Source organism: Flavobacterium sp. (assembly GCF_031363805.1).
Taxonomy (GTDB): Bacteria; Bacteroidota; Bacteroidia; order Flavobacteriales; family Flavobacteriaceae; genus Flavobacterium.
The window spans coordinates 1-14,402 of the sequence record NZ_JANLVD010000153.1; the positions used below are offsets into that span (position 1 = coordinate 1).

A 14,402-nucleotide genomic window follows, 5' to 3' on the forward strand; every position below is an offset into this window, starting at 1 on the left:
CTTAAAAAAGTAGGTCGCGGATTAATGTAAAAGTATGATGATAAAAAATTCAATTTCAGTTATAGCATTTTTAGTATTATTTCTAACTTTATCCTGTAAAAAACAGGATGAAAGTGCGGAATTTAGATTTGATGCAAAAAACAACTTTTTGCCACAAAATAGGCAATTAGCTATTCCAACAGTTGACAAAAATAAAAAACCAGAAGATTATCCAATAATTAAGATTGATGATTCAAACTTTGATTTTGGAACCATTAACGAAGGCGATAAAGTAGAACATATTTTTAAATTTACCAATACTGGAAATGGAACTTTAATGGTTATAACCGCACAGCCAAGTTGTGGTTGTACTGTTCCAGAGTGGACAAAAAACCCATTAAAAAAAGGAGAATCTGGCGAAATTAAAATCATATTTAATTCCGTAGGAAAATCTGGTCAACAGCAGAAAACAGTTTACTTAACTACCAACACATTATCAGGAAACGATATCATTACATTCAAGGCAAATATTTTGCCTAAAAAAGAAACTATTAAAATTAAATAAATACCATGCAACAATTAACATCAATTTTACCATTTTTATTAATGTTTGTAGTGATCTACTTTTTTATGATTAGACCACAACAAGCCAAAGCAAAAAAAGAAAAAGAGTTTGAAACCACACTCAAAGTTGGCGATAAAATAGTAACCAAAAGTGGACTTCACGGAAAAATAGTTGAGCTTGCAGAAACTACTGTAGTCATTGAAACCATGTCAGGAAAACTTAAAATGGAACGTTCTGCCATTTCACTAGAAATGAGTGCGGCAATAAACAAAAAATAATTGGTTATCAAAAATAAAAAAACCACTTTTCAAAATATGAAAAGTGGTTTTTTCTTGGAATTAATAATGATTTGTATAAACTATTTCTTTTTCTTCTTAGAAATAGATTCTTTCTTCGAGTTTTTACCATAATTTCCCGAAGCTGTAATTTGCGCAATCTGCACAATAACTTCAATGGCTTTTTGCATACTTTCTACTGGAACATATTCGTATTTTCCATGAAAATTATGACCGCCAGCAAAAATATTTGGACAAGGCAAACCTTTGTAAGAAAGCTGGCAGCCATCTGTTCCTCCACGAATGGGTTTAATTAATGGTTTTATACCCAAATTTTTCATGGCTTTCTCCGCAATATCCACGATGTGCATCACAGGAGTTACCTTTTCCTTCATATTATAGTATTGGTCTTTAATTTCTGCAATTACAATATCAGCACCAAATTGTTTGGCATATTTTTTATTCAATTTTTTTGCAATATCATGCACAAAATCTTTGCGTTTTTTAAAACTTTTAGGATTAAAATCTCGAATAATTAATTCTATTTTCGATTCTTCAATACTTCCAGACAATTGCGTTACGTGAAAAAAACCTTCATAACCTTTTGTTTCTTGTGGAATTTCTTTTTTTGGCAAGTGGTTGATAAATTCATTTGCCAATAGCATCGAATTTATCATTTTTCCTTTGGCATAGCCAGGATGTACACTTTTTCCTTTCAGCGTTATTTTCGCTCCAGCGGCATTAAAATTCTCATACTCCAGCTCGCCAATTTGACTTCCATCCATGGTGTAAGCCCATTCGCAACCAAACTTCTCTACATCAAAATGGTGCGCACCACGACCAATTTCTTCATCAGGTGTAAAACCAACACGAATTTTACCATGCTTCACCTCTGGATTTTTGACCAAAAATTCCATAGCAGTCACTATTTCAGTCAAGCCTGCTTTATCATCTGCACCAAGTAAAGTTGTACCATCGGTAGTAATAATTGTTTGACCTTTATATTGCAACAAATCTTTAAAATATTTTGGCGAAAGCACAATGTTTTGTTCTGCATTCAGTACAATATCGCCACCATCATAATTCTGAATAATTTGTGGTTTTACATTCGCGCCAGTAAAATCTGGGGTTGTATCATAATGAGAAACAAATCCTATAGTCGGCACTTCATGAGCCACATTGCTTTCCAAAGTTGCCATAACATATCCGTTTTTGTCTATAGAAACATCAGTCAAACCTATAGTTTTCAGCTCTTTTACAAGCAAATTAGCTAAAACCAATTGTTTTTTTGAACTCGGTGTAGTATTAGAATTTGGATCAGATTCTGTATCAATAGTTACATAACTTATAAAACGATCTATAATATGTTGCATTTTTTTGTGATTATTTTAGTGTATATTTTAAGTCTGCAAATATACAAATCAAAACTACAAATCTATGTTAACTTTTTTGGAGCTATTTCCTGCTGTCATTCCAAATCTTTTTTACTTCGCCGAAAAGGCTCATTAAAAAAGGATTTTCCCTTCCATCAGGGCTAGGGCATAATCTAGAATTCAAATTTATTATAAAATCTGAAATTAAAATTCTTAACTTTGCAATACACACAAAAAACAATGTACAAACTTATATTTCGCCCTTTACTTTTTTTATTTGATCCAGAAAAAGTGCATTATTTTACTTTTTCCTTGATTAGATTTGTATCAAAAATACCAGGCTTTACTTCAATTTTTAAATTTTTATATGAAATAAAAGACAAAAAACTCGAAGTAGAGGTTTTCGGCTTAAAATTCAAAAATCCAGTCGGTCTCGCCGCAGGTTTCGACAAAGATGCCAAGTTGTATAAAGAACTATCCCATTTTGGATTCGGATTCATCGAAATAGGAACGCTTACGCCAAAACCACAAGATGGAAATCCTAAAAAAAGATTATTCCGACTCCAAGAAGATTCAGGCATCATAAACAGAATGGGTTTCAATAATGGTGGCGTTCTCGAAGCAGTTGAAAGACTCAAAAAAAATAGCGGTATTCTTATAGGTGGAAATATTGGTAAAAACAAACTCACACCAAATGAAGATGCTGTAAAAGATTATGAAATTTGTTTTGAAGCATTGTACAATTATGTTGATTATTTTGTAGTAAATGTCAGTTCTCCAAACACACCAAATTTGCGCGAATTGCAAGAAAAAGAACCACTGACAAAACTTTTGCAAACATTGCAAGATCTCAATTCAACAAAAGAAAAAGCCAAACCCATACTTTTGAAAATTGCACCGGATTTAACCAATGAACAATTATTGGATATTATAGATATAGTCAAACAAACTAAAATTGCTGGAGTCATAGCAACCAACACCACCATTTCACGACAAGGATTAAAATCTATAAACCGTATTGAAATGGGAGGATTATCTGGAAAACCACTCACCAAAAGAGCCACTGAAGTAATTCGGTTTTTATCAGAAAAAAGCAATAAAGCATTTCCAATTATCGGTGTCGGCGGCATACATTCTGCACAAGATGCTATCGAAAAACTGGAAGCTGGAGCAAGTTTAATTCAGCTTTATACTGGTTTCATTTACGAAGGACCAGCACTAATAAAAGCCATTAATAAAAAGATATTGGAAAAACTTTAAACTTTTAAAGTTTAAAGTTTAAAGTTTTTTATCTTTGAAACAATGAATCAAGTTAAAATAATTGAATGTCCACGAGATGCCATGCAAGGTATCAAAACATTTATACCAACCGAAAAAAAAGTGCAATACATTCAGTCGCTTCTTCGTGTTGGCTTTGATACTATTGATTTTGGAAGCTTCGTTTCGCCAAAAGCCATTCCGCAAATGCAAGATACAGCAGAAGTTTTAGCAGAACTAGACTTGTCGAAAACCACCAGCAAATTGTTAGCAATTATTGCCAATACACAAGGTGCAGAAATGGCTTCAGTTCACAATCAAATTCAATATTTGGGTTTTCCATTCTCGATTTCAGAAAATTTTCAAATGCGAAATACGCACAAAACCATTGCAGAAAGTTTAATAACGCTGAATGAAATACTAGAGATTGCAAATAAAACCAATAAAGAAGTAGTGGCTTATTTGTCAATGGGATTTGGAAATCCTTACGGAGATCCTTGGAATGTTGATATAGTAGGAGAATGGACTCAAAAATTGGCAGATATGGGTGTGAAAATATTGTCGCTTTCAGACACTGTTGGATCTTCAACCCCAGAAGTAATTTCTTATTTATTCTCGAATCTAATTCCAAAATATCCTAATATAGAATTTGGTGCACACCTGCATACCACACCAAACAAGTGGCATGAAAAAGTCGATGCCGCCTACAAAGCAGGTTGCAAGCGTTTCGACGGAGCTATTCAAGGTTTTGGTGGCTGTCCAATGGCAACCGATAATTTGACAGGAAATATGCCTACAGAAAAATTACTTTCCTATTTTACCACTCAAAAGGCAAATACAAATATAAGTCCAATGAGTTTTGAAAGTGCATATAATGATGCTTCAAAAATATTTTCTACTTTTCATTAATCAATAAGCGAATGGTATATATTTAAATATTATTAAGTTAAGATATTTTTGATCAATGATTAACGATTTTAAATTTTAGATTTTATGTTAGTAAATTTCAGATTGTAGATTATAAAGGGTTTTATAAATCTCAAATCAGCAATCGTTAATCAAAAACCTTAAATCATTTCATGATATATTTCTTAACTTAATGAAAGTAGAATATAACATAAATCTAATATCTTAAATCTAAATTATTTAAACTATCTTTGCATGCAATTTAACTACAACTACAAATTGCAATGAAAGCACACAATTCAAAAATTGTTGGAGAAGGACTAACTTACGACGATGTACTGCTAATTCCAAATTATTCCGAAGTTTTACCACGTGAAGTAAGCATCAAAACACATTTTTCAAGAAATATTACATTAAATACACCAGTAGTTTCCGCAGCTATGGACACTGTTACAGAAAGTGCCATGGCAATTGCGATGGCGCAAGAAGGCGGCATAGGTGTATTGCATAAAAACATGTCTATAGAGCAACAAGCAGCCGAAGTCAGAAAAGTCAAGCGTGCTGAATCTGGAATGATTATAGATCCTGTAACTTTAACTCTTGCCGCAACTGTGGCAGATGCCAAACAAGCAATGCGAGAATATGGAATTGGAGGAATACCAATCGTAGACCAAAATCAAACACTGAAAGGAATTGTAACCAACCGAGACTTACGTTTCGAGAAAAACAACAATAGATTAATTACAGAAGTCATGACTTCCGAAAATTTAATTACAGCTCCTGTTGGTACCTCATTGCAAGAAGCGGAAATAATATTACAAGGTCATAAAATCGAAAAACTATTGGTAGTTGACAATAATAATAAACTGGTTGGACTCATCACTTTTAGAGATATTACTAAACTTACACAAAAACCAAATGCAAACAAAGACAAGTTTGGACGTTTGCGTGTTGCGGCAGCTTTGGGTGTTACTGCAGATGTTGTTGAAAGAGCCACAGCATTAGTCAATGCAGGTGTAGATGCGGTTATTATTGATACGGCTCACGGTCATACCAAAGGAGTTGTTGATGTTTTAAAACAAGTAAAAGCAAAGTTTCCAGAATTGGATGTTGTAGTAGGAAATATAGCCACACCAGAAGCTGCTTTGTATTTGGCTCAAAACGGAGCAGATGCTGTTAAAGTAGGTATCGGTCCAGGTTCTATTTGTACTACCAGAGTTATTGCTGGTGTAGGATTTCCTCAATTTTCAGCAGTTTTAGAAGTGGCGGAAGCTTTGAAAGGAACTGGAGTTCCAGTAATTGCAGATGGCGGTATTCGTTATACTGGCGATATTCCAAAAGCAATTGCAGCAGGAGCAAATTGTGTCATGTTAGGATCACTTTTGGCCGGGACAAAAGAATCTCCTGGAGAAACAATTATTTTTGAAGGCAGAAAATTTAAATCATACCGAGGAATGGGTTCTGTTGAAGCCATGCAAGAAGGATCAAAAGATCGTTATTTTCAAGATGTTGAAGATGATGTTAAAAAACTAGTTCCAGAAGGAATTGTGGGGCGTGTTCCTTATAAAGGAGAATTGAATGAAAGTATGCAACAGTTTATTGGCGGACTTCGTGCAGGAATGGGTTATTGTGGTGCAAAAGACATAGAAACTTTACAGGAAACAGGAAGATTTGTTAGAATAACTACTAGTGGAATTGGAGAAAGTCATCCTCACAATGTTACAATTACCAAAGAAGCGCCAAATTATTCTAGATAATAGGAAATAAAAAAGGCATAATTAAATTATGCCTTTTTTTGATAACCGTATTTAAATATTTTCTTATTTTTTCTTCGCTGTAGGTTTTTCATCAGCAAAAAATCCGCTAAAAAATCCTTTTTTCTTTGGGATACTAACTTTAATTGTATCATCTTTTTCTTGAATTGTATCCACACCAGTAAATATCAACTGATCAATAAATTGTGTGTATGTCATGTTTCGTTCTTCAAGAAATCCTATTAAATAATTTTCGCTTGATTGTACTCCACTAGCAACCTGAATTTGCAACAGTTTCCTGTATAACGGTTCTATTATTTTTGAAATAAGATCAGGATGAACAGATTTTTGTTGACCAGTAAAAGTTAATACACCAAAATTATCCTTTGCCGTTTTTAAATCATTTACAACCCAATAATACCTTCCAGTTTTAGACATATTTTTCATAACCACATGAAAGCCTTCTCCTGTTTGGATTTTTTCCCACATTATTTTAAAAATAACTTTAGGCATATCTGGATGTCTTATTATATTGTGAGATTTATCCATTAATTCAAAATCATCATACCCACAAACGTCTATAAATGATTCGTTTGCATACAATATATTTCCTTTTGAATCGGTTTTACTCAATAAAACTTTAGTTCTATCCCATTCCAATTCTCTATCTGAAGGAGTTGGTCTGTATGTTAACCCAAAAAGTTTAGATTCTGAATTTGATGGAGTTATATTGTAATTTTCTTGTTCATTTTGCATAAGTTAAAATTTTAGCATTATATAAGTATTATTTTCACAAAAAAATGTTAATTACACGTACAAATATAATAAAAATTATTTCTCATTAGAATTTTTCTTAATAAATAATCGATAAAAATTCAAAATTATCGTTAAAATGCATATTTTGACTCTTTAAATTCTATAATAAAGTGTGAATATTGGTTATTTAAGCTTTATTTTAAGCTGAGTAAATTTTATTTTTCATAAATTATACATAATTTGATTCTATTTTTTTTATGCAATTTTTTTAATATTTAACACAATCATTAAACATTCGTTAAGTAAAATGATTACTTTTGTTTAATGAAAATCGTAAAAGAATGAACAATGTAAAAAATGTATTCAGCATAAAAGACCTTGAAAATCTTTCAGGAATCAAAGCGCATACCATAAGGATTTGGGAAAAAAGATATAATGTACTTGAACCCATGCGTACAGAAACCAATATTCGGTTGTATGATTTGAAAAGTTTGCAAAAACTCCTTAACATCACTTTGCTTCACAATCATGGTTACAAAATTTCTAAAATATCAAAATTTCCTGTGGAACAAATTCCATCTATAGTAAGGGATATTATTTCAGAGAAAAGCGTAAAAAGTCATGCTATAAATGCTTTTAAAATGGCAATGATGAATTTTGATCAAACATTATTCATCAACACATATGATAATTTGCTTTCTCAAAAATCTTTTAAAGAAATTTTTTATGATGTTTTCATGCCATTAATGTCCGAAATTGGGCTACTTTGGCAATCTGATACAATTAGCCCAGCACACGAGCATTTTATCAGTTATCTTATCAAACAAAAACTTTTAATAAATACTGAAAAATTGCAATTTACAGAACCAATTAAAAATGATAGAGTATTTATACTTTTTCTACCTTTAAATGAAATTCATGAATTGGGATTGATGTATTTGAATTATGAATTTATATTAAATGGATATAAAACCATCTATTTAGGTGAAAGTGTTCCTACAGATAGTTTAAAAGACGTATTGAAGTATTTTGACAATTTAACTTTTGTCAGTTATTTAACCGTGCAACCCGACAAAAACGAAGTTGATAAGTTTGTAAAAGATATTACCAAAGATATTTTAATTGAAGACACAACCGAACTTTGGTTAATTGGCAGAATGACTCTAGAAATTAATACTTCTGATTTAGATGTAAAAGTTAAAATTTTTAATTCAATTCAAGAAATGGCAAGCGAAATGTAAATCATTAAAAAAATAATTTTTTATTGTTTAACTATTTAGTATTTTTGCTAAACAAATATGAAAAAAAATATTAGTATATTAGGTTCTGGGTTCTCTTCACTGGCTGCAGCTTGCTATTTGGCAAAAAGTGGCAATAATGTTACCATTTTCGAAAAAAATAGCACAATTGGAGGTAGAGCGAGACAAAAAATTCGAAATGGTTTTACATTTGACTTAGGTCCATCTTGGTACTGGATGCCGGATGTGTTCGAGAAGTTTTTCTCAGATTTTGATAAAAAACCTTCGGATTATTATATTTTAAAGAAATTATCACCTGCTTATAATGTTTTTTTTGGCAAAGACAATCTCATTGCTATAGCAGACAATTTAACTCAAATAATTGAAACATTTGAATCTGTAGAAGCGGGAAGTGGCAAAAAGTTGGAGAAATTTATATATGAAGCTCAAAGTAACTACAATATTGCTATAAAAGATTTGGTTTATCGTCCAGGTGAATCTGTGTTGGAACTAATAACTATTGAAACAGCAAAAAAAGTAAATCAATTTTTTTCAACTATTAGTAAAGATGTAAGAAAACAATTTACCAATCCAAAATTGATATCAATCTTAGAATTCCCTGTACTATTTTTGGGTGCTAAACCTTCAAATACACCATCATTTTATAGTTTTATGAATTATGCAGATTTTGGTTTAGGAACTTGGCAACCTACAAATGGATTTTATGATGTAGTTTTGGGTATGTCGAAATTGGCAACAGAATTGGGTGTAAAATTTGAAACCAATGCAAATGTTGAAAAAATAATAGTTGATCACAAAACAGCAAAAGGCATTATCGTAAATGGGAAAATCATACAATCTGATATAATATTGTCGGGCGCAGATTACCATCATACCGAAACATTATTGGATATAGAATACAGACAATATTCCGAAAAGTATTGGGATAATAAAACATTCGCACCATCATCTCTTTTATTTTATGTTGGATTTAATACTAAAATAGAAAATGTGGCGCATCATAATTTGTTTTTTGATGTCGATTTTGATCAACATGCCAAAGATATCTATGACAATCCAAAATGGCCAAATGAACCTTTGTTTTATGCTAATTTTACATCCAAAACAAATTTAAAAACTGCTCCTGAAGGATGCGAAAATGGTTTCTTTTTGATACCAATTGCACCAGGAATTGAAGATACTGAGGAATTAAGAGAAAAGTATTTTAACAAAATTATAGCTCGTTTTGAAACAATTACAAATCAAAGCATTCAAAAAAATATTATCTTTAAAGAATCATTTTGTGTAAACGATTTTGTTTCTGAATATAATTCATACAAAGGTAATGCTTACGGTATGGCAAATACATTGTTGCAAACGGCATTTTTAAGACCAAAACTGAAAAGTAAAAAAGTAAAAAATTTATATTTTACAGGTCAATTAACAGTCCCAGGACCAGGAGTTCCGCCAGCTTTAATATCGGGGAAACTAGTATCAGATTTAATAAAAAAATATTCATAATTTATGAAATCACTTTTTGATAGTGTATCATTTGAATGCAGTAAGCTTGTCACTAAATCTTACAGTACTTCATTTTCATCGGCTGTAAAAATGCTTGCTCCAACCATAAGGCAAGACATATACAATATCTATGGATTTGTTAGATTTGCAGACGAAATTGTTGATAGTTTTCATGATTACAACAAGGAAGATTTGTTTGAAATGTTTCAAAGAGATTTGCAAAATGCTTTGGATAATAAAATAAGTTTGAATCCAATACTCAATTCATTTCAGTACACAGTTCATACTCACAAAATTCCAAAGGAACTCATTGCAGCTTTTATGAAAAGTATGAAACTGGATTTAACGAAAAAAAGTTATTTAACTGAAAATGAATATAATGAATACATTTATGGAAGTGCAGATGTGGTTGGTTTAATGTGTCTGAAAGTTTTTGTAAAAGGCAATATAGACCAGTACAATAATCTTAAAGAATCTGCAATGAGATTAGGTTCAGCCTTTCAAAAGGTGAATTTTTTGAGAGATTTAAAAGCAGATTTTGAGGAATTGGACAGAACCTATTTTCCAAACACAGATTTGTCTCAACTAAGTGAAAGTTCAAAAAAAGAAATTATTCAAGAAATTGAAGCCGATTTTAAAGCAGGTTATGAAGGGATTGTAAATTTGCCAATTGAAGCTAAATTTGGGGTCTATACAGCTTATGTTTATTATAAAAAATTATTAACAAAGCTAAAAAATACGCCTTCATCAGAAATTAAAAATACAAGAATTAGAGTTGCAGATTATCAAAAAGTTAGTTTATTAGCAAAATGCTATGTAAGTTATCGATTGAAATTGATATAAATTTTCATTTTAGATTCATTTATTATTACACAATTATTTTAAATTATAAAGTTATGTGGTTACATATTTTAGTTTTTTTTACAACTTTTTTCTTTATGGAATTTATGGCATGGTTTAGTCATAAATATATAATGCACGGATTTTTGTGGAATTTGCACGCAGACCACCACAAAAAAGACCATGATTCTTGGTTTGAACGCAATGATGCTTTTTTTATTATTTACGCAATTATAAGTATTGGATTTTTTTTACTCTGGCAAAATAAAATTTTAGATATTGGTTTGGCTATTGGTCTAGGAATTTTTGTGTATGGATTAGCATACTTTTTAGTTCATGACATTTTTATCCACCAAAGGTTTAAAATGTTCAGAAATGCCAACAATATGTATGCTCGCGCTGTTCGAAGAGCACACAAAATGCATCATAAGCATATTGGAAAAGGCGAAGGTGAATGTTTTGGAATGTTAATAGTTCCTTTTAAATATTTTAAAAAATAATTATAGCTTATAGTAATTATATTTAACAATTAATAAATGTTAAATATAAAATTGTAAATAAAATATTATATATAAGATATTTTTTAACACTTTATCGAAAATAATTGCATTTTATCGTTATTATAAAATTTTATTTCTTACATTTGAAATGAGTAAAAAAATCGATTTGGTCAACATAACCAAATAAAATTTTTTAACATTTCTAAAATGTATAGTTATGAAAAATTTAATTTTATCCATCATATTTATTAATTCATTATTGATAAATGCACAAAATACAAGAGGTATTTCTGACGAAACCAATTGGACTAAAAATTGGACTAATTTTAAACCCAAAACGACTGACTATAACGAAAGTTCGAATATTTTATCTGGACAAATAGACAAAAATACTACGTTGTCTAAAAATAATATTTATTTGTTAACAGGTATGGTTTATGTAACCAACAACGCTGTTTTGACCATAGAGCCAGGCACAGTTATAAAAGGCGATTATGAAACCAATGGTACCTTAATAGTAGCAAAAGGTTCAAAAATAATTGCCGAAGGTCAAGAATCAAATCCTATAATTTTTACATCAAATAGACCAAGTACTCAAAGAAAATCTGGCGACTGGGGTGGATTGGTGATTTTTGGAGATGCGCCAATCAATAAATTTGGAAGTATTGGTCAAATAAACCTAAATCTTGATTCAAAATATAATATTTACGGTGGCAATAATATTGATAGCGATTCTGGAATTTTAAAATTTGTACGTATTGAATTTGCAGGTAAAAAAATTGGAACTGGAAAACTTCAAAATTCACTTTATATTGCTGGTGTAGGTCGCAAAACAAAACTCGAAAATATACAAATTAGCTATTCAAATAGCGATTCATTTGTTTGCAATGGTGGTCAACTTACATTGAAAAATTTAATTTCTTTTAGAGCAAACGGAAATGACTATTATTTTACTGAAGGAGCGCAAGTAAATATTTCAAACAGTTTGGCTGTAAAAAATCAGTATTTTACAAATCCAGGAAAATCTAGGTGTTTTGATATTGAATCTTACGATGTAAAATCCAATGCCGATTTAACGAAAAAATTAACCAATGTGGTTGCTACAAATGTGACTCTATTAAACGAAGAAAATGACAATTTGGGATTAATTAGAGAAGCAATATTAGTTAAAGAAAACACAGCTTTTTCGATGGCAAATAGTATTATTTCAGGATTCAATCAATGTTTACTTTTGGATGGGAAAATTAAAACTGATTATGAAAATTTGGACAAAATTAAATTGAATGACGTTCTATTTAATAATTGTACAACTTACATTGAAAGTGAATTTACCGAAAATAATAATGCTTTAAAAAGTTGGTATTCAAATAATAAATTTTATATTGAATATTCAAAAGCAAATAATGTTGATTTTTTTGTTGAAAATGATGTGAAAAAAATACCAGATTTCAGAATAAAAAAAGACAAAAACTTAACCTCAAGATTGGCATCAAAATAACTAAATCTTGACATAATAGAAAAGATAAAAACGACTCTAAAGGTCGTTTTTATTATTTCTATTAGTCTTCAAATCTATTTAAAAATGCTTTCTAAAGATTTTAATTGATTTGTATTTATATTTGAATTTTTAAGTACACTAATCATTTCTAGAATATGTGTTGGATTCATATCCTTTCCTAAAACACGTACAACTGCAAATCCATTTTCAGATTTGTTACCAAAAATAACAAATTCTTCAATATGGTCGTCGGTTCCTACATAGCTTATTTGTGCACCTTCTTTTCCAGAACCAAACTTCATCAATTGCTGGTACTTTTCATTTTTTAGAATAGTGGTTACTTTTGCTCTTTCAATTTCAAATTCAGATTTATTCGTGTCATTTATTTTAAAGGCTAAAACATTTACTTTTTCAAAGGAATTTAAAGCTTCTTTTTGAGAGGTATTTAGTTTTTGTGCATCAACGTTCAACATTTTTGGTGTCAAATCAACAGATACAAAATTTTTATTTTCTGTATTTTCTACAAAATATTTTTGCAGACTTGGTTCACTTTTACATCCAAATAGAAGTAAAAAAACACTAACTATTATAAATCTTAACAATGTTATCATGGCTTCAGTTAATTAGATTTTTTTGTTGCTTTTTTCAAAACATCGCCACCAGGGATATTCATTTTGTTGGTCAAGGTAGAAATTTCATTAATATCAAAATCACCTGTTAACGACATTAAAACCGTTTCATTTCCTTTTACGTTTACACCTTCAATAAACATCAATAATTCTTTTACTTGACTGTCTGAAGCTCCAGATTTCACATATATCTTAACATTTTTGTCACCATCGTTCACTCTCATCAACTCATCAAGATTGCTGGTTTTTTGATATTTTTCGACATTTGCTCGCATATCTGTAGCAGTTTTTGCACTGGAAGTCATGAATACTTTCAAATTGTCTAATTTTTTTATGAGTGCCAAATATTTCTGAGCTTCTTTGTCTGAAGCTTCCATTTTGACTTTGCTCATTAAATCGAACATTTTTTTGTTCACTATAATGGAAGTCACATTGTCTTGTCCATCATATTTATCAAACAATGATTGTGCTTGACCAAATATTGGAGTCAATAATAGTAGGGCTATAATGATCATTATATTATTTTTTACTAAATTTTGAATAAATGTTTTCATATTTCTTACTTTTAAATTTGTTATTTTTTGAATTATTTTTTAAAAACTTTGTTTTTTGCATTTTCATATTCTTGAACATACATAACACTTTCTAAGCCGACATTTACATTGGTTGATAGCAAAGCCAGTGCTTTTTGAGTTTCTTTGAAAGCAATTTCAGGATTGTCATAAGAGCCCAATTCATTTTGAGGAATTTGCATATTTCGGTTCATCACAAAAAATACTCCAATTCCTAAAAAAAGTACAATCGTTGCAGCAATTGAAAACCAAATTGTTTTATTCTTTTTAGATTTTAATGCTATTTCTTGACTGAATTCTTGCTGCTTTGCTTGGGTGTAAAAACCAAAAATTGCTTTGTATTTTTCCAAATGTGGCGCCACATTTGGAGCAGAAAAATAGCTGCGCAACTCCTTTTCTTCAGTTATTGAAGTTTCTGCCTGAAAGTATTTTTCCAATAGTATTTCTACTTTAATTAATTCCATATTTGTGCGTATTTATCATTTTTTCTCTTACTGTTTTTCGTGCTCTTGAAAGTGCCACACGTATTGTGGCTTCGCTCATTTCCATGATTTTAGAAATTTCTTCAAACTCATATTGTTCCACATCTCGCATTTGAATAATTAATTTTTGCTGTTCTGGCAAAGTTTCAATTATTTTTTCAATCCAACCTATTGAATTTTCATCTTCAATTTTTTGTTGCAAACTGGATCCGTTTTCAACATAATTCTGATGTTCAATTCTCAAATTTGATGTTCTT

The 14,402-nt window shown here is 30.4% G+C and carries 16 protein-coding genes; 10 read left to right on the forward strand and 6 right to left on the reverse strand.

What is annotated here, in order from left to right:
* Positions 1 to 34: 34 nt before the first annotated feature.
* Together RMN92_RS09130 and yajC are read left to right on the forward strand one after the other, a co-directional pair.
* Entirely contained in the window at positions 35 to 544 is a 510-nt protein-coding gene (locus RMN92_RS09130; protein WP_309609156.1) for a DUF1573 domain-containing protein, read from the forward strand.
* Between the two features lie 5 nt (positions 545 to 549).
* On the forward strand, positions 550 to 822 hold the full coding sequence (gene yajC / locus RMN92_RS09135) for a preprotein translocase subunit YajC (protein WP_309609157.1): 273 nt from the start codon (positions 550 to 552) through the stop codon (positions 820 to 822).
* An 80-nt stretch (positions 823 to 902) separates the two neighbouring features.
* Here the strand turns inward: yajC and pepT are convergent, their stop codons facing one another.
* Positions 903 to 2,192, reverse strand: coding sequence for a peptidase T (gene pepT / locus RMN92_RS09140; protein ID WP_309609158.1), 1,290 nt, complete (start codon positions 2,190 to 2,192; stop codon positions 903 to 905).
* A gap of 240 nt (positions 2,193 to 2,432) precedes the next feature.
* On the opposite strand from pepT, the gene RMN92_RS09145 reads away from it, so the two are divergent.
* The 3 genes from RMN92_RS09145 to guaB all read left to right on the forward strand — a co-directional run bounded on the left by RMN92_RS09145 (position 2,433) and on the right by guaB (position 6,112).
* A complete protein-coding gene (locus tag RMN92_RS09145; protein WP_309609159.1) occupies positions 2,433 to 3,452 on the forward strand; it encodes a quinone-dependent dihydroorotate dehydrogenase in 1,020 nt (339 codons plus the stop codon).
* Between the two features lie 42 nt (positions 3,453 to 3,494).
* On the forward strand, positions 3,495 to 4,358 hold the full coding sequence (locus tag RMN92_RS09150; RefSeq protein ID WP_309609160.1) for a hydroxymethylglutaryl-CoA lyase: 864 nt from the start codon (positions 3,495 to 3,497) through the stop codon (positions 4,356 to 4,358).
* 281 nt (positions 4,359 to 4,639) lie between these two features.
* Positions 4,640 to 6,112 carry an IMP dehydrogenase gene (gene guaB / locus RMN92_RS09155; RefSeq protein WP_309609161.1) on the forward strand — a complete coding sequence of 491 codons (1,473 nt, stop codon included), beginning with the start codon at positions 4,640 to 4,642 and terminating at the stop codon, positions 6,110 to 6,112.
* 63 nt (positions 6,113 to 6,175) lie between these two features.
* On the opposite strand, the gene RMN92_RS09160 is transcribed toward guaB, so the two are convergent.
* Positions 6,176 to 6,865: a PAS domain-containing protein gene (locus RMN92_RS09160; RefSeq protein WP_309609162.1), complete on the reverse strand. Its 690-nt coding sequence runs from the start codon at positions 6,863 to 6,865 to the stop codon at positions 6,176 to 6,178.
* Between the two features lie 341 nt (positions 6,866 to 7,206).
* On the opposite strand from RMN92_RS09160, the gene RMN92_RS09165 reads away from it, so the two are divergent.
* From RMN92_RS09165 to RMN92_RS09185, 5 genes are all read left to right on the forward strand, one after another.
* A complete protein-coding gene (locus RMN92_RS09165) occupies positions 7,207 to 8,106 on the forward strand; it encodes a MerR family transcriptional regulator (protein ID WP_309609163.1) in 900 nt (299 codons plus the stop codon).
* 57 nt (positions 8,107 to 8,163) lie between these two features.
* Positions 8,164 to 9,624, forward strand: a complete 1,461-nt coding sequence (locus RMN92_RS09170) for an oleate hydratase (protein ID WP_309609164.1) — start codon at positions 8,164 to 8,166, stop codon at positions 9,622 to 9,624.
* A gap of 3 nt (positions 9,625 to 9,627) precedes the next feature.
* On the forward strand, positions 9,628 to 10,467 hold the full coding sequence (locus RMN92_RS09175) for a phytoene/squalene synthase family protein (RefSeq protein ID WP_309609165.1): 840 nt from the start codon (positions 9,628 to 9,630) through the stop codon (positions 10,465 to 10,467).
* A gap of 53 nt (positions 10,468 to 10,520) precedes the next feature.
* Positions 10,521 to 10,964 (forward strand): sterol desaturase family protein, encoded by a 444-nt coding sequence (locus RMN92_RS09180; RefSeq protein WP_309609166.1) that lies wholly within the window; start codon positions 10,521 to 10,523, stop codon positions 10,962 to 10,964.
* A gap of 217 nt (positions 10,965 to 11,181) precedes the next feature.
* Complete coding sequence (locus tag RMN92_RS09185; RefSeq protein ID WP_309609167.1) at positions 11,182 to 12,462, forward strand: hypothetical protein; 1,281 nt, start codon at positions 11,182 to 11,184, stop codon at positions 12,460 to 12,462.
* 74 nt (positions 12,463 to 12,536) lie between these two features.
* Here RMN92_RS09185 and RMN92_RS09190 read toward each other — a convergent pair whose 3' ends face one another.
* The 4 genes from RMN92_RS09190 to RMN92_RS09205 all read right to left on the reverse strand — a co-directional run.
* The gene (locus tag RMN92_RS09190) at positions 12,537 to 13,073 is read right to left on the reverse strand and encodes a DUF4252 domain-containing protein (RefSeq protein ID WP_309609168.1); all 537 of its coding nucleotides are present in this window, start codon (positions 13,071 to 13,073) and stop codon (positions 12,537 to 12,539) included.
* An 8-nt stretch (positions 13,074 to 13,081) separates the two neighbouring features.
* Positions 13,082 to 13,606: a DUF4252 domain-containing protein gene (locus RMN92_RS09195; RefSeq protein ID WP_409024855.1), complete on the reverse strand. Its 525-nt coding sequence runs from the start codon at positions 13,604 to 13,606 to the stop codon at positions 13,082 to 13,084.
* 71 nt (positions 13,607 to 13,677) lie between these two features.
* A complete protein-coding gene (locus RMN92_RS09200; RefSeq protein WP_309609170.1) occupies positions 13,678 to 14,127 on the reverse strand; it encodes a hypothetical protein in 450 nt (149 codons plus the stop codon).
* Positions 14,114 to 14,402, reverse strand: a 289-nt coding sequence (locus RMN92_RS09205; RefSeq protein ID WP_309609171.1) for a sigma-70 family RNA polymerase sigma factor, incomplete at its 5' end; no start/stop codon positions are given. The genes RMN92_RS09205 and RMN92_RS09200, both read right to left, overlap by 14 nt.